21 protein-coding genes are annotated in these 18,864 nt (G+C 70.1%); 8 read left to right on the plus strand and 13 right to left on the minus strand.

Translation table 11 applies throughout. The features are described 5' to 3' along the window. Positions 1 to 120: 120 nt before the first annotated feature. The 4 genes from CPCC7001_RS11320 to CPCC7001_RS11335 are packed head-to-tail and all read right to left on the minus strand — an operon-like array spanning position 121 to position 3,855. Positions 121 to 1,077: an alpha/beta fold hydrolase gene (locus CPCC7001_RS11320; RefSeq protein ID WP_006909424.1), complete on the minus strand. Its 957-nt coding sequence runs from the start codon at positions 1,075 to 1,077 to the stop codon at positions 121 to 123. 13 nt (positions 1,078 to 1,090) lie between these two features. Next, positions 1,091 to 1,798 carry an ATP-binding cassette domain-containing protein gene (locus CPCC7001_RS11325; protein WP_006910415.1) on the minus strand — a complete coding sequence of 236 codons (708 nt, stop codon included), beginning with the start codon at positions 1,796 to 1,798 and terminating at the stop codon, positions 1,091 to 1,093. Positions 1,799 to 1,801: 3 nt separating this feature from the next. Further along, positions 1,802 to 2,998 (minus strand): ABC transporter permease DevC, encoded by a 1,197-nt coding sequence (devC, locus tag CPCC7001_RS11330; protein WP_006911049.1) that lies wholly within the window; start codon positions 2,996 to 2,998, stop codon positions 1,802 to 1,804. After that, a complete protein-coding gene (locus tag CPCC7001_RS11335; protein WP_006911685.1) occupies positions 2,995 to 3,855 on the minus strand; it encodes an HlyD family efflux transporter periplasmic adaptor subunit in 861 nt (286 codons plus the stop codon). Before CPCC7001_RS11335 ends, devC begins: the two co-directional genes overlap by 4 nt. A gap of 135 nt (positions 3,856 to 3,990) precedes the next feature. Here CPCC7001_RS11335 and CPCC7001_RS11340 point away from each other — a divergent pair, with 135 nt between their 5' ends. Beyond that, positions 3,991 to 4,509, plus strand: coding sequence for a Crp/Fnr family transcriptional regulator (locus CPCC7001_RS11340; protein WP_006909654.1), 519 nt, complete (start codon positions 3,991 to 3,993; stop codon positions 4,507 to 4,509). Between the two features lie 93 nt (positions 4,510 to 4,602). Beyond that, entirely contained in the window at positions 4,603 to 4,779 is a 177-nt protein-coding gene (locus CPCC7001_RS15580; protein WP_006910099.1) for a hypothetical protein, read from the plus strand. A 27-nt stretch (positions 4,780 to 4,806) separates the two neighbouring features. Here CPCC7001_RS15580 and CPCC7001_RS11345 read toward each other — a convergent pair whose 3' ends face one another. Continuing rightward, positions 4,807 to 5,229 (minus strand): RNA-binding protein, encoded by a 423-nt coding sequence (locus tag CPCC7001_RS11345; RefSeq protein ID WP_006911793.1) that lies wholly within the window; start codon positions 5,227 to 5,229, stop codon positions 4,807 to 4,809. Positions 5,230 to 5,300: 71 nt separating this feature from the next. Next, complete coding sequence (locus CPCC7001_RS11350) at positions 5,301 to 6,572, minus strand: CCA tRNA nucleotidyltransferase (RefSeq protein ID WP_083782638.1); 1,272 nt, start codon at positions 6,570 to 6,572, stop codon at positions 5,301 to 5,303. On the opposite strand from CPCC7001_RS11350, the gene CPCC7001_RS11355 reads away from it, so the two are divergent. The 3 genes from CPCC7001_RS11355 to CPCC7001_RS11365 all read left to right on the plus strand — a co-directional run bounded on the left by CPCC7001_RS11355 (position 6,565) and on the right by CPCC7001_RS11365 (position 8,143). Continuing rightward, a complete protein-coding gene (locus CPCC7001_RS11355) occupies positions 6,565 to 6,816 on the plus strand; it encodes a Ycf34 family protein (RefSeq protein ID WP_006909356.1) in 252 nt (83 codons plus the stop codon). The two genes, CPCC7001_RS11350 and CPCC7001_RS11355, sit on opposite strands and share 8 nt — an antisense overlap. Continuing rightward, on the plus strand, positions 6,813 to 7,439 hold the full coding sequence (gene tsaB, locus CPCC7001_RS11360) for a tRNA (adenosine(37)-N6)-threonylcarbamoyltransferase complex dimerization subunit type 1 TsaB (RefSeq protein WP_006911195.1): 627 nt from the start codon (positions 6,813 to 6,815) through the stop codon (positions 7,437 to 7,439). The genes CPCC7001_RS11355 and tsaB overlap by 4 nt, the downstream gene beginning before the upstream one ends. A 62-nt stretch (positions 7,440 to 7,501) precedes the next feature. Next, complete coding sequence (locus CPCC7001_RS11365; protein WP_050757119.1) at positions 7,502 to 8,143, plus strand: YdcF family protein; 642 nt, start codon at positions 7,502 to 7,504, stop codon at positions 8,141 to 8,143. On the opposite strand, the gene CPCC7001_RS11370 is transcribed toward CPCC7001_RS11365, so the two are convergent. The 5 genes from CPCC7001_RS11370 to rpaB all read right to left on the minus strand — a co-directional run bounded on the left by CPCC7001_RS11370 (position 8,043) and on the right by rpaB (position 12,931). After that, positions 8,043 to 8,789 carry a 1-acyl-sn-glycerol-3-phosphate acyltransferase gene (locus CPCC7001_RS11370; protein WP_043370031.1) on the minus strand — a complete coding sequence of 249 codons (747 nt, stop codon included), beginning with the start codon at positions 8,787 to 8,789 and terminating at the stop codon, positions 8,043 to 8,045. The genes CPCC7001_RS11365 and CPCC7001_RS11370 overlap by 101 nt on opposite strands. 41 nt (positions 8,790 to 8,830) lie before the next feature. After that, on the minus strand, positions 8,831 to 9,721 hold the full coding sequence (gene fabD, locus CPCC7001_RS11375; protein WP_043369012.1) for an ACP S-malonyltransferase: 891 nt from the start codon (positions 9,719 to 9,721) through the stop codon (positions 8,831 to 8,833). Positions 9,722 to 9,791: 70 nt separating this feature from the next. Next, positions 9,792 to 10,796 (minus strand): beta-ketoacyl-ACP synthase III, encoded by a 1,005-nt coding sequence (locus tag CPCC7001_RS11380; protein ID WP_006909039.1) that lies wholly within the window; start codon positions 10,794 to 10,796, stop codon positions 9,792 to 9,794. An 85-nt stretch (positions 10,797 to 10,881) separates the two neighbouring features. Next, entirely contained in the window at positions 10,882 to 12,192 is a 1,311-nt protein-coding gene (plsX, locus tag CPCC7001_RS11385) for a phosphate acyltransferase PlsX (protein ID WP_006911802.1), read from the minus strand. Further along, positions 12,173 to 12,931, minus strand: coding sequence for a response regulator transcription factor RpaB (gene rpaB, locus CPCC7001_RS11390; protein WP_043369014.1), 759 nt, complete (start codon positions 12,929 to 12,931; stop codon positions 12,173 to 12,175). Before rpaB ends, plsX begins: the two co-directional genes overlap by 20 nt. Positions 12,932 to 13,061: 130 nt before the next feature. On the opposite strand from rpaB, the gene radA reads away from it, so the two are divergent. Next, positions 13,062 to 14,504 (plus strand): DNA repair protein RadA, encoded by a 1,443-nt coding sequence (gene radA / locus CPCC7001_RS11395; protein WP_006910879.1) that lies wholly within the window; start codon positions 13,062 to 13,064, stop codon positions 14,502 to 14,504. On the opposite strand, the gene CPCC7001_RS11400 is transcribed toward radA, so the two are convergent. Together CPCC7001_RS11400 and CPCC7001_RS11405 are read right to left on the minus strand one after the other, a co-directional pair. Beyond that, entirely contained in the window at positions 14,505 to 14,999 is a 495-nt protein-coding gene (locus CPCC7001_RS11400; protein WP_043369015.1) for a hypothetical protein, read from the minus strand. It abuts the gene before it with no gap. Positions 15,000 to 15,150: 151 nt separating this feature from the next. Continuing rightward, positions 15,151 to 15,672 (minus strand): photosystem I assembly protein Ycf3, encoded by a 522-nt coding sequence (locus CPCC7001_RS11405; RefSeq protein WP_006910180.1) that lies wholly within the window; start codon positions 15,670 to 15,672, stop codon positions 15,151 to 15,153. 77 nt (positions 15,673 to 15,749) lie between these two features. Between CPCC7001_RS11405 and CPCC7001_RS11410 the strand changes: the two genes are divergently transcribed. Continuing rightward, complete coding sequence (locus CPCC7001_RS11410) at positions 15,750 to 18,200, plus strand: cation-translocating P-type ATPase (RefSeq protein WP_006909079.1); 2,451 nt, start codon at positions 15,750 to 15,752, stop codon at positions 18,198 to 18,200. Then, the gene (gene tmk / locus CPCC7001_RS11415; RefSeq protein ID WP_050757120.1) at positions 18,163 to 18,864 is read left to right on the plus strand and encodes a dTMP kinase; all 702 of its coding nucleotides are present in this window, start codon (positions 18,163 to 18,165) and stop codon (positions 18,862 to 18,864) included. The genes CPCC7001_RS11410 and tmk overlap by 38 nt, the downstream gene beginning before the upstream one ends.

An 18,864-nucleotide genomic window follows, 5' to 3' on the forward strand; every position in this document is an offset into this window, starting at 1 on the left:
TCAGCGCATCAGGTTTGTAGGCCTCCAGGATGAAGGGGAGGAGCGGGTAGACAATGTTCTCCCCGAGCTTGTCGAGCAGCAGTGTGATGAAAACGATCGTGAGCGGGTGATGCAGCTTCTTCAGCACGCTGGTCTCGCTCCCCGTTGCAGCACGACGCTCAGGTGTTCGTTCACCAGAGCTGGATTCTCGTCATGGGGACAGTGGCCCAGCTCGGGCAGTCGCTCCAGTGCCGTCACGCAGGCAAAACGGGTCCATGTCTCGGCGATGGCGATCGGTTCCCAGGGATCCCGTTCCCCCCAGAGCATGGCCACAGGTGTCTTCAGAACTTCGAGGAAATCGGGGGCGATGCTGTCATTGAAGAGGTTGATGAAACCTCGGAAGGCTTCGGCGGCGCCCGGTTGGCGCGCGGGCCGCAGCAGCAGCTCCACCAGTTCATCGTCAACGTTTGATCCTGTGGGGTAGGCCTGCAGCAGCACGCGGCGCACCAGAGCGGGATTCACCAGGGTGCGGTACAGGCTGTTGGTGAGCCAGCGCTGCCGCACCAGGCGCTTCAGCAGGGGCCGTCCCAGGCGACGCAGGGGCGGCTGCTCGGCCAGCCGCCGGTCGTCCAGCGCCCTCTGGGCGCAGTCGATCAGAACCACCTGACTGGCCGGATGGCCGGACTGCTCGAGGCGCATCGCTGCGCTCAGGGCCACCACGCCACCGATGGAGTTGCCGATCAGCTGCACCGGGCCCTGCCCGTGGGCCACCACAAGGTCGTGCACCTGCTGGCCCCAGCTGCCGATGCCGTAGCGCCAGCTCTGGCCATCCTCGAACTCGCTGTCCAGGCGGGAGCGGGGTTTGGCGCTGTCGCCGAAGCCGATCAGGTCGAGCGCCAGCACACGGTGGTGCCGCTGCAGGTGGGGCACGGTGTGACGCCAGTGTTCCTTGCAGGCGCCGAACCCGTGGATCAGCACCACGGTGCTGAGCGCCTCCCCATTGGCCTCCACGGCCGGGGGCGCCTCCACGTAGGCCGTGGGCATGCCCTGCCACACCCGCTGGCGCAGCCAGGTCTGGGGAAAGATCGTGCTGGCCATGGCCGGAAGGAGGTCAGTGGGGGGCAAGGTCGGAGACCTCCGGCTGCCAGGGGTTCACGCGGCCATCCTCGATGCGCCAGATGCGGTCAGCATCCTTGAGCAGGCGCAGATCATGGGTGACCAGCAACACGGCGCTGCCGCGGTGCCGGCAGAGATCGCCGAGCCGTTCCACCACATCCTGACCCGACTGGCTGTCGAGGGACGCGGTGGGCTCATCCGCCAGCACCAGTTCAGGCTCCGGTGCCAACGCTCTGGCGATGGCGACCCGCTGACGCTGGCCCCCCGAGAGTTCGTCAGGGTAGTGATGCAGCCGATGTCCCAGGCCCACAGCCTCCAGCAGTGCGGTCGCTTTCTCCACCCGCCGCTGGGGTTCGGGTTCCTTGAGCTGCAGCAGCAGCTGCACGTTCTGGAGCACGGTGAGCGAGGACACCAGATTGTGGCTCTGGAAGATGAAGCCGATGCGCCGCCGTATCGCCACCCGCGCCGCTTCGCTGGCCCCATTGAGCTCTTCCCCCAGCACCCTGAGCGAGCCGGCTTCCACCGAGCGCAGAGCGCCGATCAGGGTGAGCAGGGTGCTCTTGCCACTGCCGGAGGGGCCGACCAGCAGGGTCACCTCGCCGGCCTTCACTTCGAAGTCCAGATCGTGGAGAATCCTGCTGCGCAGTTCCCCCTCGCCGTAGCTGTGGCTGAGGGCCTCGGTGCGGATGACGGCGTCGGCCATGGTTCAGAACACCGAGGCCGGATCCGCATCGCGGAGTTTCCGGATGGCGATCGCTGCCGAGGCCGCGCAGACCCCCAGGGTGAGCACCCCCACCACCAGGGTCTTGTCCGGGGTCATGGCGATGCGGATGCCCGAGGTGGCGGTGAGGAAGGCGTACATCCCGGTGCTCACCAGGGTGGCAGGGATGAAGGAGGAGATGGCCAGCAGGATGGCTTCCTGGATCACGATCAGCAGGATGAAACCATCCGAGAAGCCCATGGCCTTGAGGGTGGCGTATTCCTTCAGGTGGTCGCTCACATCGGTGTAGAGCACCTGATACACCACCACACCCCCCACCAGCAGTCCCATGAAGGTGCCGAACCCGAAGATCACGCCGAAGGAGGAGGCCGTGTTCCAGTAATTCCTCTCCTGGGCGATCAACTCTGGCTTGGTACGCACCTGCAGCTCATCCCCATACAGCGTGGCGAGATAGCTCTTGATGGCATCGGCATCCTCCCCCGGGGCCAGGCGGATCAATCCCAGCGAGATCTCGCCCAGATTGATCTGCCGGAAGGCCAGCTGGATTGCCGTGGTGTCGCTACTCACGAGATTGCTGTCGGCGGCGAAGGTGGAGCCGAGGCGGAACAGGCCCACCACCTGAAAGGACTTCGAAAAGTCCGAAAGGGTCAGAAACTGGGAGCCGTTGCTCCTCACCGCCGCGGTGATAGGACCGGTGTTCTTGTTGCCCAGGGTGTCAAACAGCGTGAATCCCGGCGTTTTGAGCTTGTCCGTCTGGGCGTTCACCTCGGGGAGGTTCAGCACTCTCGCTTCCGGGTCGTAACCGATCAGGCGCAGGCTGGTGGGCTTGATGCCATCCAGCTTCTGCACGTTCACGTTCGCCACGTACACCGGCACGGTCTGCGCCACACCCTCAACGCCGAGCGCTCGGAACAGGAGCGATTGGGGAAACTGCTGGAAGTTTCCACTATTCAACGTGGCCGGACTGATCAGCACCAGATCGGCGTCCAGGGCTTCGTAAAACGTGGTGGCACTGTTGAGAAGCCCCGACTGAAAGCCGATCTGCATGTACATCAGCAGCGCCGCGAAACTGATGCCGGTCACGGCCACCAGATAGCGAATCGGCTGGCGCTTGAGCTGAAGCCAGGCCAGGGGGAGGTCGGCGAGGCGCAGGGAACTCCAGAAGCGCTGCAGCCGCCTCATGGGTCGAAGCGAACGGTCACGTTCAGACCGCTCAGTCGGCTCACGCGGGGCCGATCCTCCGGAGCCAGGTTCAGTTTGACCAGAACAACACGGGAGTTCACGTCGTTGTTGCCGGTCACCGAGAAGAGGTCGCGTTCCGAGACGTTGCCGATGATGGCTTCGAGACTTGCCCGCAGGGTGCCGGTGAAGCCACCGCTCTCGGCCTGCACCGTGGCCCCCTGGCCGATCGAGAGCCTGGGGATGTCGGTCTGGAACACCTGGGCCCACACCTGCATCTGGTCGGTGCGCCCCACCAGGGCCAGGCCGTCGCTGGTTTCCTTCATCCCCGGCCAGCTGTAGATCCGGATCAGGCGCCCATCCAGGGGGGAACGCACCTCGGCGGCTTCCAACTGCAGCCGGGCCCGGGCCACCGCGGCTTCACCCGAGCGGATGTCCGCCCTGCGGCCGGTGACGCCCGCCTGGGCCTTGCCGAGTTCCTCCTCGGAGATGGCCCCTTCCGAAAACAGCTCGGTGCCCTTGGACTTGCTGATCTCCAGGAAGGGGAGCAGGGAGCGCGTGGCGCTGAGATCGGCTTCGGCCTGCTCCAGCGAGGCTTGCAGGGGGCCGTAGCTGCTCAGCCGTGCCAGCAGCTGACCCTTGCGGATTTCGCTGCCTTCCTTGACGAACCACGTCTCCACCACCTCATTGCCACCGGCAGTTCCGGAGGCGATGGACAGATTCACCAGACCCCCTGCAGGCGTCAGCCGGCCCAGGGCAGTCACCGCCCTCACGATCGGCGTCCTGGGCTCGGGGGCAGGCTTGGGCCGGGACAGCTGCCATGCCGCCACGCCTCCCCCCGCCACCAGTGCGGCCAGCATCCAGGGACGCAGCCGAGCCCAGGGGATGGACCACCGCTGGGGGCTTGAGGCGGCCATGAACCTGGGCAAGTGGCGGGAGTTTAGGGGTTGTGCGGCTTAACATCCCGAGCACCTCCCCCCCTTCACTCCGTCGGCATGCGACATGTCACCCTGCCGGCAGGCGACTACGTGTACAGGGTCGACCAGCCGAGTGAAGCCATCTATCTGGTGCGATCCGGAAAGGTGGAACTCACCACCCCTTACCCAGAAACGGGCGAGGGGGTGGACCAGATCCATGGTCCCGGCCATGTCTTCGGGGAAGTGGAGGTGATCGATGGCCGCCAGCGCACCTCCAACGCCAGGGTGGCGGTGAACGCCGAGCTGATGGAGATCCGCCGGGATGAGCTCATGGATATCCTTTATGTTCATCCTGAAAAGAGCCTGATCCTCGGCAAAAGTGCCTTCGAGCGCCTGCGCGAGCTCTTCAGCGAGGAGTCCCTGGACTCCGAGCTGGCCCGTTTGCGCCAGGAGATGGAACTCAGCATCCGCGGAGCGGTCGTCGCCCACGAGTCACGGGTGGTGCGCAGTCACAACGGCATGGCGGCGATCGGTGTGCCGATCGTTCTCATGGTGGCGCTGGCCGTGGGTGCCTACTGGTTCTTCCACCGCGTCTGACCACCCCGGCTGACGCCTTTCAACCCCGGGGAGTTCGCACCCTCCCCATCCATTCCCGACCATCCCTCCAGACCAACCTTCAACGACCGTCCCATGCGCAACACCCCGAGTCCCGAGGACAAGGACGCCGCCTTTCAGGCCTTCCGAGCTGATCTGGAAAAGGCGGTGGATCGGGGCGTGCAGAACCATGAGGCCAAGATGACCACCATGGGATTCGTCTTCCTCGGGGTGTTCGTTGGCGTGATCGCCCTGGCGGCCCTGTTGCCCTGATCCGGACCGCCAACGGCGAAGCGGGCCTCAGACCGTGGCCTTCTGGTTGTCGAGCAGCTGCTTGAGCTTGGCCAGCTCGCCGGCCCAGCGGGGATCGGGGGCCTCGCTGTCCACCTGGTCGGCATGCACCACCTTGTTGGCGGCCTTGCGCAGGGGGGTGGGGTTGCCGCCACGGCGCTCGGGAGCGCCGGTGCCGCGGGCATCGCGGCGCTCCGAGAGCTCGATGCGCAGGCTGTTGCCGCCGAACTCCTTGCCGTTGAGCTGCTCGATCACCGCGTCGGCCAGCTTCTGCTCATCCACGTTGGCGAAGCCGAAGCCCCGGCAGGCGCCTGTTTCCCGGTCGTTGACCGCCTTGAAGCGCACGCCCTCCCCCACGGCCGTGAACAGAGCTTCGAGCTCTTGGGCATCAAAAGACTGCGGCAGGTTGCCGACGTAGAGACGGATGCTCATGGATGGAGAGGGGGGAGGAAAACTTCAGCAGGCGAGGACAAACCTCTGATTCACGCCTTCGCATCTGAAAGTTAATCATGCCGTCGGCTCATCCAGGCCCTGGCGGTGTGGATCGCGACAGCGCCTGCTGCCGGATCCGCTATCGGAATCCGGCCGAAGGCCCGCTCCTGGGTGAGGTGGCGGATCAGCTCCCCCAGCACCGGGCCGGGCGGCAGCTTCAGGGCCTGCTGCAGCTGGCGGCCATCCAGCGGCGAACGCGGGTGGAACAGGGGATCGGCGGGTTGCCGCCAGCGCTCCATCCAGGGGCGGGCCATCGCGGCGGGCAGCCGCAGCAGCCAGGCAGGCAGCTCAGCCGCCAGATCGGCGTGCAACTGCAGCCGCTGTGGCTCCGCCAGGGCATTGGGATCGGGGCACTCCTCCAGCGCCTGCCACCAGCCCCGCAGCCGGGCGCTGCGCTGTTGCCACTGCCGGCTGGCCCGCAGATGGCCCAGGGCGGCCGGAGGCAGCAGGGTGGCGAGCCGCGCCAGGGGCAGAGCCCAGCGCAGCTCGGCCCCATCCAGGCCGCAGGCCAGGGCCTGTTCGGGATCGAGGGCCTCGAGGGGACCGGCGGCCGTCGCATCCGCTGCCCAGCTCTCCAGGAGATGGTGGCGCAGGCTCCAGGCCAGGCCCCGATGGCCGCTGGGCTCGGCGGCGAGCTTCTCGAGTTCGGTGAACACCCGTTCGCCGGATACCTGCCCCAGGGCTCGGGCGTGGTGGCGGATCCAGTCCTCGCTCCGTGGCGCCAGGGGCAGCGCCAGCGTGTGGCTCAGCCGCACCCCCCGCAGCAGCCGCAGGGGGTCGGCCAGCAGATTGGCCTCGCTCACGGCCGCCAGGCGCCCCGCCGCCAGATCGGCTAGGCCCCCGGTGGGGTCCTGCAGCCGGGGGGGATCGTCCAGGGGCAGGGCGATCGCGTTGGCGGTGTAGTCCCGCCGCCGCAGGTCGGTCTCCAGGCTCGGACCGTCCCGGCCTGCCAGATCCACGGTCCAGCCCCGCAGCACCAGGCGGGCGATGTCGCGGGCAGGATCCAGCACCACCGCGGTGCCGCCAAGGCGGCTGGCCAGCTCCCGGCAGAGTCCGATGGCGCCGCCGGGCACCACAAGGTCGAGGTCCGGTTGGGCGCTGAGGCGTCCCAGCAGCGCATCCCGCACCGCCCCTCCCACCAGGGCACTGCCGGCGGGGAGGGTCTCGAGCGGCACCGGCCAGCCTTCCGGCGCCAGGCGCCGCCACACCTGCCGCGCCTGCTCGTCAGCTGGCAGTTCGCCCGCCACAATGGGCCCCTGGCGCGGCCTGGCCGGAATGTGCATCTGCGTGGACTGCCGCTGGGTCGACCGCTGTCAGGCCTATCACGCGGTGGAGCGCCAGCACGGCGCTGCCCATCTCACCCCCCACCCGGACTTCCGTCCGGAGGAGCCCCGCATCCACGTGCAGGTGCTGGATCTTCCCGCTGGCGGCGTGGGGGTGGAGTGGGACGTGCGTGCCTGCGCCTCGTTCACCCCCGACCCTGGCCGCTGGCAGCGTCTGCGTCCCGGTGAGGCCTGTCCCCGATGAGCTGGATCCTGGCTCTGCACAGCTCCAGCTCCGTGCTGGGAGTCGGGCTGCGTGATCTCGAGGCCGCCGCCGGCACGGGCGCCACTGACCGGTTGCAGGAGTTTCCCCTCGGCCGGGAGCTCTCCGGCTCCCTGCTGAACTGCGTGGAGGCTGTGTTGCCGGCCTCCCGCTGGCGCCGCCTGGCCCGGCTGGCGGTGGCCACCGGTCCCGGGGGGTTCACCGGCACCCGGCTCACCGTGGTGCTGGCCCGCACCCTGGCCCAGCAGCTGCAGATCCCCCTCCAGGGCGTGGGGAGCTTTCTGCTCATGGCGCGGCGCCTGCAGCTGGAGCGCCCCACCTGGCTGGTGCAGGAGCTGCCCCGCCGCGGGGTCGTGGCGGGGCTCTACGGTCCGGATGGCGCCGTCCTGGGAGGCATGGCAGAACGGCTGGCACCGCGGCTGTACGCCGACCCGCAGGCCTTGCATGCCCTGGAGCCGGAGGCTCCGGTGGTGGCGGCGGAGGTGGTGGTGAGGCAGGACGTGTCCCAGCTGCTGGACCTGGCCGCTCTGGCCCAGCAGCTCTCCCTGCCAGCTCCCTGGGAGCCTGTGCTGCCCCACTACCCCACGGGGCCGGTGCCCGCCTGATGCCCGCCCGCGTCCGCCCTCGCCGGCCGGTCGGCCGCTCCCCGGGGCCAGGCGGGGGCCCGGTGCCCCGGAGTCGCCCACCGCGCCGGCGCCGCCGTTGGCCGTGGCGCCGCTGGCTGGTGCTGGCCGGGGGGCTCGGCCTGCTGTGGCTGTCGCGCGGCTGGTGGTCGCCGGCGCCGCCACCTCCCCAGATGATCCTGGTGCTGGGGGGCGATGTGGACCGGGAGCAGCGGGCCGCCCAACTGGCCGCCGAGCGCCGGCTGCCCGTGGTGGTGAGTGGCGGCAGCAATCCGGAGTACGCCCATTGGCTGTTCGAGCAGCGGCAGGGGCTGGCCCCGGATCAGGTGCGGCTGGACTACCGGGCCAATGACACCCTCAGCAACTTCACCTCGCTGGTGGACGATCTGCGGCGGGCCCGCATCCGCCATGCCCTGCTGGTCACCAGCCAGGACCACATGGACCGGGCCCTGCTGGTGGGCCGGATCGTGGCCGGCAGCCGCGGCATCCATCTCACCCCCGAGCCCGTGCCCTGCGGCGAGCACTGCCACCCCGAGAGCAGCGGCAAGATCTGGGGCGATGGCCTGCGTGCCGCCGTGTGGGTGCTCAGCGGCCGGGATCTGAAGCGCTGGGCGGCAGAGCGGCTGAGTCTCGCGGCGGCGGCAGCGACGCCCGCCCGATCAGGCCCTGGTCCAGCAGGGCGTTGATCTGGGCCTGGCAGGCCGCGGTGGCGGCCTCCAGATCCGGGCGACGGCGGGAGGCCGGCGGCGGAATCGGGGTGCCGATGCGGATGTGCACCGGCACCAGGCGCAGGCCCTTGCTGCCCGGTCCCAGGGCCCGATGGCTGTTGAGGATCGCCACCGGCAGCAGGGGAACACCGGCCCGGGCGGCCAGCAGGGCGGCACCGGGCAAGGGGTTGTTGACCCGGCCGTTCTCCTGCCGCGTGCCGTCGATGAACACCCCGGTGGCCCAGCCCTCCTCCAGCCGGTCGGTGGCGGTGCGGATGGCCTCGCGGTCGCTGGCCCCACGCGACACCGGATAGGCCCCGCAGGCCCGGATGATCGGCCCCAGGATCGGCACCCGGAACAGCTCGGCCTTGGCCATGAAGGCCACGGGCCGCCCGAGGGCATGGCCCAGCAGGGGCGGATCGAGATGGGAGCCGTGGTTGGCCACCACCACCAGGGCCCCCTCCTGGGGAACCTGGGCATTGCCGGCCGTGCGCCCGCGGAACAGCAGCCGGTAGACCGGAAACACCAGCAGGTAGCTGATCAGCCGGTACACCAGGCTGGGTTTGGGGGTGCGGATCAGGGCCGGGGGTTCACTGCGCTTGCGGCGCCGCAGCACCCGCTTCATCGCGTTCACCGGCCGGCTGCCCGGCCGGAGTCCGGAGCCGCTCACAGACCCAGGTCGCCGGTGCCGGCGATCTGGGCGGTGGTGAGGCCCGGGCAGCTGCGTTTGAACAGCCCGCTCAGCACCGACCCCGGCCCGATCTCCACGGCGGTGTCGATGCCCTCGGTCTGGCAGCGCTCCATCGTTTCGCGCCAGCGCACGCCCGTGGTCATCTGCTGGCGCAGCCGTGCCTTGAGGGCCTCGCCGCGGGTTTCGGGCCTGGGGTCGGTGTTGCTCAGCACCGGCACGCGGGCATCCGCGAAGGGCACGCTCTCGAGCTGGCGCGCGAACGTGTCGGCCGCCTCCGCCATGAACGGGGAATGGAAGGCCCCGCTCACCGCCAGGGGAATCGCCCGTTTGCAGGTGAGGGCCCCGCTCACCTGCGCCACGGCCTCGGGGGTGCCGGAGAGCACCACCTGGGCGCTGCTGTTGTCGTTGGCGATCACCACGCCCTCGGTGGCCGCCACCAGCTGCTCCAGCTCGGAACGCTCGAACCCCATCACCGCCGTCATCGCGCCGCCGCCGCTGGCCGCCATCAAGGTGCTGCGGTTCTGGATCAGCTCCAGCCCGGTGGCGGCATCGAAGACGCCTGCGGCGTAGAGGGCCACCAGCTCCCCGAGGCTATGGCCCGCCACCAGATCGGGCTGCCTCCCCTGGGCCAGCAGGGCATCCACCAGCAGGCTCTCCACCACGAACAGGGCGGGCTGGGTGTTGCGGGTGTCGCTGAGGTCAGCCAGCTCGCCGTCGGCGTCTCCGGCGCAGATGGCCAGCAGGTCGCGTCCCAGCAGGGCCGAGGCCTGGTCGAAGCGCTGCCGGGCCCCGGGCAGCTCCAGCACCCCAGCGGCCATGCCCACCTTCTGCGAACCCTGGCCGGGAAACACCCAGGCAATCCCCATCCTGCTGGCACCGATCACTGCGGCAGGAGGCTACGGCGGCAGCTCTCTGCCGCAGCTCTCCCCGCGGCTGTCAGCCAGCGGCCGGTGTGCCGGGGCCGCTCCAGCGCAGCAGGGCCGCGCCCCAGCTGAGTCCGGCGCCGAAACCGCTGCTGCCGAGCAGATGGCCCGGCTTCACCCGGCCATCGCGCACGGCCTCATCCAGCATCAGCGGAATCGTGGCCGCCGAGGTGTTGCCGTAGGCGGCCAGGTTGCTGAGCACCCGCTCCGGCGGCATGGCGAACCGCTCGGCCACCGCGTCCAGGATCCGCTGGTTGGCCTGATGCAGCAGCAGCCAGTCGAGCTGGTCGGCGCTGGTGCCGGTGGCCTCGAGCAGCTCACCGAGCACGGCCGGTACCTCCCGCACGGCGAACTTGTACACCTCCTGCCCGTTCATGTGGATGGCCGCGAAGCCACCCCGCTGGTTGGTGAGTCCCCCCAGCAGCGGCACATGGTCCTGGGTCTGGGCCAGGGTGAGGCAGCCGTTGCGGCGCCCATCGGAGAGCATGCGGAAGCCCAGCAGCCCGGTGCTCCCGGCGTCGCAGGCCTCCACGGCCACCGCTCCGGCCCCATCGCCGAACAGCACGCAGGTGCTGCGGTCGTCCCAGTCGACCCAGCGGCTGAGCTGGTCGGCACCGATCACCAGGGCGCGGCGCACGGCGCCGGAGGCGATGTACTGCCCCGCCGTGATCAGGGCGAAGAGAAAACCGCTGCAGGCGGCGGTGAGGTCGAAGGCCACGGCGTTGCCTGCCCCCAGACAGCCCTGCACCAGCGGCGCCGTGCCGAAGAGGTCATCGGGACTGGAGGTGGCCAGCAGAATCAGGTCCAGATCCTGTGGCTCCCAGCCTGCGTGGGCCAGGGCGGCCGCGGCCGCCCCTGTGGCCATGGCGGTGAGCGGTTCGTCGGGGCCGGCGACACGGCGGGCCGCGATTCCCGTGCGGGAGCGGATCCAGGCGTCGCTGGTGTCGACCCGCTCGCTCAGCTGGTCATTGCTGATGCTGGCCGAGGGCACCGCGCTGCCGCACCCCACCAGGGCCATGCCGAGGGCAGGCCCTGGCCGGGTGTCTGCCAGGCTGAGCGAAACGCCGAGCGCCAAGAGGGGATCAGCCCGCGGGTGGGCTCAGTCAACCACAGGCAACGACCCCGGTTTCCTCGCTCAGGGCGTGGAGGTTGTCCATCACGCCATGGTTGGCGGCGGAGTGGGCCAGACGCAGGGCGCTCAGCACCGACAGCGCCTTGCTGCTGCCGTGGCCGATGACGCACACCCCATCCACGCCGAGCAGCAGGGCGCCCCCATGTTCGGCATGGTCGAGGCGCTTCTTGATGCGCCGCAGGTTGTTGATCAGGAAGGCGGAGCCCACCTTGCCGCGGCGGCCGCGCGGCAGTTCCACCTTGATCACATCGAGCAGCACGCTGCCCACGCTCTCGAGGAACTTCAGCAGCACGTTGCCGGTGAAGCCGTCGCACACCACCACATCGAACTGGCCCGAGAGGATGTCGCGGCCCTCGCAGTTGCCGGCGAAGTGGAAGCGGGGCTCGGCTGTCAGCAGCCCATGGGTGCGGAGGCAGAGCTCATTGCCCTTGCAGTCCTCCTCGCCGATGTTCACCAGGCCGATGCGGGGCCTGGCCACCTGCAGCACGTCGCGGCTGTAGATGTTGCCGAGCAGGGCGAACTGCAGCAGCCACTCGGGTTTGCAGTCCATGTTGGCGCCCACATCCAGCACCAGCACCTGCTGCTCGGGGTCCTTGGTGGGGAAGAGGGCACCGATCGCCGGCCGGTCGATGCCCTTGAGCCGGCCGAGGCGGAAGATGGCCGAGGCCATCACGGCGCCGGAGTTGCCGGCGGAGTACACGGCGGTCGCCGCGCCCTGCTTCACCAGGGCCATCGCCATGTTGATGCTGGCGTCGCGCTTGCGCCGCACGACCGTGGCCTCCTCGTGCATCCCCACCGAGGGGCCGCTGGCCACGAGCTGAATCAGGCCGCTGGCGAGGGCGGCATCCAGCTTCTCCTGCAGGCCCAGTTCGGCCACGGCCGCCTGCAGAGGGGTGGTTTCGGCCACGAAGCGGATCCGCAGCGGCAGCCGCTCCACCGCCTGCAGGCAGCCCTCCAGGATCGGGCCCGGGGCGTGGTCGCCGCCCATGCCGTCCACGGCCACCCAGAGCCGATCGGCGTCGTTGATCGGGGTGTCTTCATCCGGCCCCCCCAGGCCCCGCTGCAGCCGCCGCAGCGGGTCGAACACCAGGGGCTGCAGCACGGTGTTGGCTGCGTAGCTGGCCGCTCCTGCCACATTGCCAGCCCCGGACACGGCGCTGCTGGCGGCGGTGCTGGCGGTACCCACCAGGCTGGTCACGGCCGCGTTGCGGCGGTACCAGATCACCAGCCGGCGGATCGCCCGCCGGGGCTTGGTGCGCTTGTCAGGCTCCTTCGGGGGCAACGGGATCGACGATGCGTTGGAACAGATAGCCGGTACCGCGAGCCGTGAGGATCAGCTCGGGGTTGGCCGGATCATCCTCCAGTTTGGAGCGCAGCCGGGAGATGTGGACATCCACCACCCTGGTGTCGACGTGACGCTCCGGGGTGTAGCCCCACACCTCCTTGAGGATCTCGCCGCGGCTGAAGGGCTCGCCGCTGCGGCTCACCAGCAGCTCCAGCAGGCTGAACTCCATGCCGGTCAGACGGATGCGCTCGTCACCCCGGTACACCTGGCGCTTGTTGGTGTCGATGCGCAGGTCGCCCACCGTGATCACCCCCGAGTTGGGGATGCCCGCCACCTGTTCCTTCTCCACCCGCCGCAGCACGCAGCGGATGCGGGCCTCCAGCTCCTTCGGGCTGAAGGGCTTCACCACATAGTCGTCGGCACCGAGCTCGAGGCCTGTGATGCGGTCGGCCACATCGCCCAGGGCGGTGAGCATCACGATCGGCACGTCGGACTCCTTGCGGAGTTCCTGGCACACGCCGTAGCCATCGAGCTTCGGCATCATCACGTCGAGCACCACCAGGTCCGGGTGGCTCTCCCGGAAGCACTCCAGGGCCTCCATGCCGTCGGACGCGGTCACCACCTGGTAGCCGATCATCGACAGCCGCGTCTCGAGGATGCGGCGGATACTGGCTTCATCGTCGACGACCAGGATCGTCTCCTTCTCCTTGGCTGGACTGGTTGGGGACGCTGTCATCACCTCCTCGTGGCCTCCCTGGGGCAGCTACATCGGATCGCCCTACTGAAAAGGCCCGAGGGGTCAACTTTTCACGCAAAGCCACCTTTCTTCATAGTCCTCACCGAACACTCCTCACCGCGCTGCTCCCTTGGCCAGGTCCGCTTCCCATTTCGTCTGCAGCAGCTGCGGAGCCCAGACGCGCCAGTTCTTCGGACGCTGCAGCAGCTGCGGCAGCTGGAACACCCTGGTGGAACAGGCCGGCGCCACCGATGGCCGGCGGCTGCGTCCCCAGGCGGCCGGACCGGGCCGCCGTGCCGAGGCCGCGCCGCGTCGCTCCGCTCCGATCCGGGACGTGGGGGAGCGCCCGCTGGAGCGCCTGGCCAGCGGCTACGGCGAACTGGACCGGGTGCTGGGGGGCGGGCTGGTGCCTGGCTCCCTGGTGCTGGTGGGCGGGGATCCCGGCATCGGCAAGAGCACCCTGCTGCTGCAGAGCGCCCAGGCCATGGCCCAGCGGGCCTCGGTGCTCTACGTGAGCGCCGAGGAATCGGCCCAGCAGGTGAAGCTCCGCTGGCAGCGGCTCGGCCCCGCGGACGCGGTGGCCCCGGGCCGGGAGCAGGGGGGCGATCTGCAGCTGCTGGCCGAAACGGATCTGGAGCTGGTGCTGCAGGAGCTCGAGGCCCTGCGGCCGGCGGTGGCGATCGTGGACAGCATCCAGGCCCTCCATGACGCAGAGCTCAGTAGTGCCCCGGGCTCGGTGGCCCAGGTGCGCGAGTGTGCCGCCGCCCTGGCCCGCATCGCCAAACGCCAGGACACGGCCCTGCTGCTGGTGGGGCATGTGACCAAGGAGGGGATGCTGGCCGGTCCGAAGGTGCTCGAGCACCTGGTGGATGCGGTGCTCACCTTCGAGGGCGATCGCTTCGCCAGCCACCGGCTGCTGCGGGCCGTGAAGAACCGCTTCGGCGCCACCCACGAACTGGGCGTGTTCGAGATGCGCGACCGGGGGCTGGCGGAGGTGACCAATCCAAGCGAGCTGTTCCTCGGCGACGAACCCAGCAGCGGCAGCGCCACGATCGTGGCCTGCGAGGGCACCCGGCCGCTGCTGGTGGAGCTCCAGGCCCTGGTGAGCACCACCAGCTACGCCAGTCCCCGACGCAGTGCCACCGGTCTGGCGGTGAACCGGCTGCACCAGATCCTGGCCGTGCTGGAGAAGCACCTGGGCCTGCCCCTCTCCCGCTTCGACTGCTATCTCGCGGTGGCCGGCGGGCTGGAGGTGGAGGAGCCTGCCGCCGATCTGGGGGTGGCGGCGGCCGTGGTGGCCAGCTTCCGCGACCTCACCCTGCCGGCGGGCACGGTGCTGGTGGGGGAACTGGGGCTGGGGGGACAGCTGCGGCCCGTGGGCCAGCTGGAGCTGCGCCTGCAGGAGGCGGCGCGTCTGGGCTTCGTGCGGGCGGTGGTGCCCCGGGCCAGTGGCCTGGGAGGAGCGGCCCGCTCCCTGGGGCTGGAGCTGCACGAGGCCGGGGATGTGGCCCAGGCCCTGGTGGCGGCCCTGGGGGTGCACCCGGCGGACGAGCCCACCGGACCAGTGGTCTGATCAGCAGCTGTCGCCTGCGCTGGGCGATCGGGAGGGGAGCACCCGCTGGCGGTGCAGCACCGCGCCAACAGCCACCAGGGCTTCTCCGGCGAGTTCGAACATCTCCTCGACAAGCATCATGCCGTGGTCCTCAGCGATCGATCCGGCGACCAGCAGGGCAATCGCGGCCGACCAGGTGAGCAGCAGCGGCCCGTGGGCCCAGGCCTTCAGGCCCGCAGGGTGATGCAGCAGCCCTGCCAGCAGGCAGAGAACGGCGGCGGCGATCACCCCCCTGTACACCACCTTGCGACCCAGCCAGGCCCACCACTCCAGAACCTGATGGTCCATCAGGTCGGGATCGAGTTCGCGGCAGAACCCGGCCAGCACGGCCATCGCGAGCAGCAGGCTCCAGGATCTGTCCTGCCGCCTGCCACGCAGGGCCGTGGTGAGGTGAACGATCACAGCGGCACCGAGGAGCAGCAGCTGAAGCAGTTCCAGGGCCAGGATGTGATGCAAGCACTTCGGAGGATGGGTCCGCCATCCTGCACGAGCTGCACACCAAGGCCCTCACGGACTGGACCCGGCGGCTCCCGAGCCAGCCCGGTTCAGGCGGTGAGGACGTTGCAGCAGCTTGGCCACCCAGGAATCGACGGCTTCAGAAACGGCTTCAGAAATAGACGTCGACGCTGCCGCGGCCGCTGGTCTTGAGCCAGTTCTGGGCCTCGATGTAGTTGTTGGGGGCCAGGCGGATCGCCTTGCCCCAGCAGTCGGCCGCCAGGTCGTAGCAGCGGTCGGCCTCGTCGGCATCGCCGTTCTCCTCGGCGATTGAGCCCAGGTGGTGGTGGATCACGGCCATGTTGTTGAGCACCTGGGGCATCTTGCTGTTGAGCTCCAGGGCCCGGCCGTAGAAGTCGAGCGCCTTCTGATGCTCGCCGTTGGAGGCGAACACGAGAGCCATGTTGTAGAGGATGAAGGCCTTGTCGTTGGGGTCATCCTCGAGCTTGAGGGCCTCCTCGTAGTTCTCCAGCGCTTCGGCGTATTCCCCGTCGGCCTGGGCGCTCATGCCGTCGCGGTAGTAGGCGAAGGCCTCCTTGGCCCGGCGGTTGGTGGGCAGCACCTTGAGGATCAGGTCCGCCATCACCGTGAAGCTCTTGTCGATGAAGTTGTCGTTGCGTTGGGAGCGGGGCACCGGCGGTTCAGCGAGCTTCAGGGTTTCCCATCCTGGCCGATCCCTGCCGGGGCGGCCTGCCTAGCCTCAGGGGTGATGTGCGCCAGTCCCTGGCTCTGACAGCACCACCCCACTCCCCGGCCCGCGGGCCCGCTCAGACCCGGCCAGCTCCGCCGCTGCAGCGGAGCGAGCCGCCGGAGCCCCTGCTGCTCGACATCGAAGGCATGAAGTGCGGCGGCTGCGTGCGGGCCGTCGAGCAGCGTCTGCTCGCCCAGCCGGGTGTGCGCCAGGCCAGCGTGAATCTGATCACCCGCACCGCCTGGGTCGAGCTCGACCCCCTGGTGGCTAAGGGCGAAGGCGCTCCCGATCTGCTGCCCGCTCTGCAGCAGTCCCTGGCCGGGCTGGGCTTCCAGGCCAGCCTGCGGGACACCTCCGCCCCGGCGGCCTCTCTGGCCAGCCGGCAGCGGGAGCGCCACTGGTGGAGCCGCTGGCAGCAGCTGGTGCTGGCTCTGCTGCTGCTGTTGGTGTCCGGGGTGGGCCATCTGGCCCCCCAACCGAGCTCCTTCTGGCCCCATGCCCTGGTGGCCACCCTGGCCCTGGCCGGCCCGGGCCGGCCGATCCTGGTGGCGGGCTGGCGCGCCGCCTGGGCCGGGCTGCCCTCGATGGACACCCTGATCGCCCTGGGGGTCGGCAGTGCCTATCTGGCCAGCATGGTGGGCCTGCTCTGGCCGGCCAGCGGCCTGCCCTGCTTTTTCAACGAGCCGGTGATGCTGCTCGGCTTCGTGCTGCTCGGCCGCTTCCTGGAGGAGCGGGCCCGCTACCGCACGGGCCTGGCGCTGGAGCAGCTGGCGGCCCTCCAGCCCGATACCGCCCTGCTGGTGATGGACGGGGGTCCGCCGCGGGAGGTGCGGGTCGGGGGCCTGCGGCGTGGCGATCGCATCCGGCTGCTGCCGGGCGACCGGGTGCCCGTGGATGCCGTGGTGCTCGAGGGCTTCTCGGCTCTCGATGTCTCGAGCCTCACCGGGGAACCGCTGCCCCAGGAGGCAGATGCCGGGGTTGAGGTGGGCGCCGGCGCCCTGAACCTCCAGGGACCGTTGCTGCTGGAGGTGCTGCGCCCGGGGGCGGAGAGCGCCATCGCCCGGATCCTCCACCTGGTGGAGCAGGCCATGGCGCGCAAGGCACCGATCCAGGGGCTCGCCGACCGGGTGGCCGGCCGTTTCACCCTGGGGGTTCTGGCCCTGGCCCTGGCCACCTTCCTGTTCTGGTGGCAATGGGGTACCCAGCTCTGGCCGACCGTGCTGCAGCCCGCCATGCCGGGGGAGCACGCCATCCACGGCAGCCATGGGTTGCTGGGGGCGGGAGCCACCAGCCCGCTCTCCCTCGCCCTGGAGCTCGCCATCGCCGTGCTCGTGGTGGCCTGCCCCTGTGCCCTGGGCCTGGCCACCCCCACGGCCATCACGGTGGGCACCGGTCTGGCGGCCCGGCGTGGCTGTCTGTTCCGCGGTGGGGAGGCCATCGAAACCGCCGCCGCCCTGCGCACCGTGCTGTTCGACAAGACCGGCACCCTCACCCGGGGGCGGCCCCTGGTGACCGCCATCGTGCCCCTGACGGCGTCATCAGGAGCTCCGGCAGGCGCCGCCCCTGACCTCGGCCTGGAGGATCGGCTGGTGCAGTGGGCCGCCAGCCTGGAAGCCAGCACCCGCCATCCCCTGGCCTTCGCCCTGTTGCAGCAGGCCGAGGGCCGCGGCCTGCCCCTGCTTCCGCTGGAGGCCGCCCACACCACCGCCGGCGCCGGTGTGAGCGGGGTGATTGCCGGACACACCTTCCGCCTCGGCCAGCTCGCCTGGGTGCTGCCCGGTGGGCATCCCCTGGCGCAGGCGCGTCTGGAGGAGCTGGAGCGCCGGGGCGCCACGGTGCTGGCCCTGGCCGGCGAGGATGAACTGCTGGGCCTCATCGCCGTGGAGGATGAGCTCCGGCCCGATGCCGCCCGGGTGCTTCAGCAGCTGCGCCAGCAGGGGCTGGAGCTGGGGCTGCTGAGCGGCGATCGGGCCGAGCCGGTGCGGCGCCTGGGGAACCGGCTCGGCCTGCGGCCCGATGAGCTGGCCTGGGAACAGCGCCCGGAACAGAAGCTGGCGGCGATCGTCCAGCGCCAGGGGAGCGCCGGCCCTGTGGCCATGGTGGGCGATGGCATCAACGACGCCCCTGCGCTGGCGGCCGCCGATCTGGGCATCGCCGTGGGCACCGGCACCGGGGTGGCCCGCGACAGCGCCGATCTGGTGATCCTCGGCGACCAGCTGGAAGGCATCCCCCAGGCCCTGGAGCTGGCCTCGCGCACCATGGCCAAGGTGCGCCAGAACCTCGTCTGGGCCTTCGGCTACAACCTGATCGTGCTGCCGGTCGCCGCCGGCGCCCTGCTCCCCAGCCATGGCGTGCTGCTCAACCCGCCTCTGGCGGCCCTGCTGATGGCCCTGAGCTCGATCACGGTGGTGCTCAATGCGCTGCTGCTGCAGGATGGCCCTGGGCCGCGGGGGGGCAGCGGTGGCGGTTGACCACGCCCGCACCGGAAGATTCGTGGTGCTCGAGGGCATCGACGGTTGCGGTAAGACGACCCAGCTGCAGGCGTTGAGCCGCTGGCTGGAGAGCTCCGAGGCGGGTTGCCTGCCCCCGGACCGGCAGCTGATCGTGACGCGTGAACCGGGAGGCACTCCCCTGGGCCGGGCGCTGCGCGAGCTCCTGCTCCATCCCCCGGGCGGCGCGGCGCCAGGCACCACTGCCGAGCTGCTGCTCTATGCCGCCGATCGGGCTCAGCATGTGGAGCACACGATCCGGCCGGCCCTCGCGGCCGGCCACTGGGTGCTGAGCGACCGCTTCAGTGGTTCCACGGCGGCGTACCAGGGCCATGGCCGCGGCCTCGACCTCGACCTCATCCAGCAGCTCGAGGCGGTGGCCACGGCCGGATTGCAGCCCGACCTCACCCTGTGGCTGGATCTGCCCCTGGAGGACTCCCTGCGGCGCCGTGGCGGTCGGGCGGCTGATCGGATCGAGGCGGCGGGAGCGGGCTTTCTGGAGCGCGTCGCCGGCGGCTTCGCCAGCCTTGCGGAGGAGCGGGGCTGGCTGAGGATCGATGCCACGGCCCCCGCCGACCGGGTCACCGCCGCCTGCCGTGACGCCCTGCTGGGTCTGGCCCAGGGCGGATCGCAGGAGGCTCCGTGA

It is taken from the genome of Cyanobium sp. PCC 7001 (assembly GCF_000155635.1).
Taxonomy (GTDB): Bacteria; Cyanobacteriota; Cyanobacteriia; order PCC-6307; family Cyanobiaceae; genus NIES-981.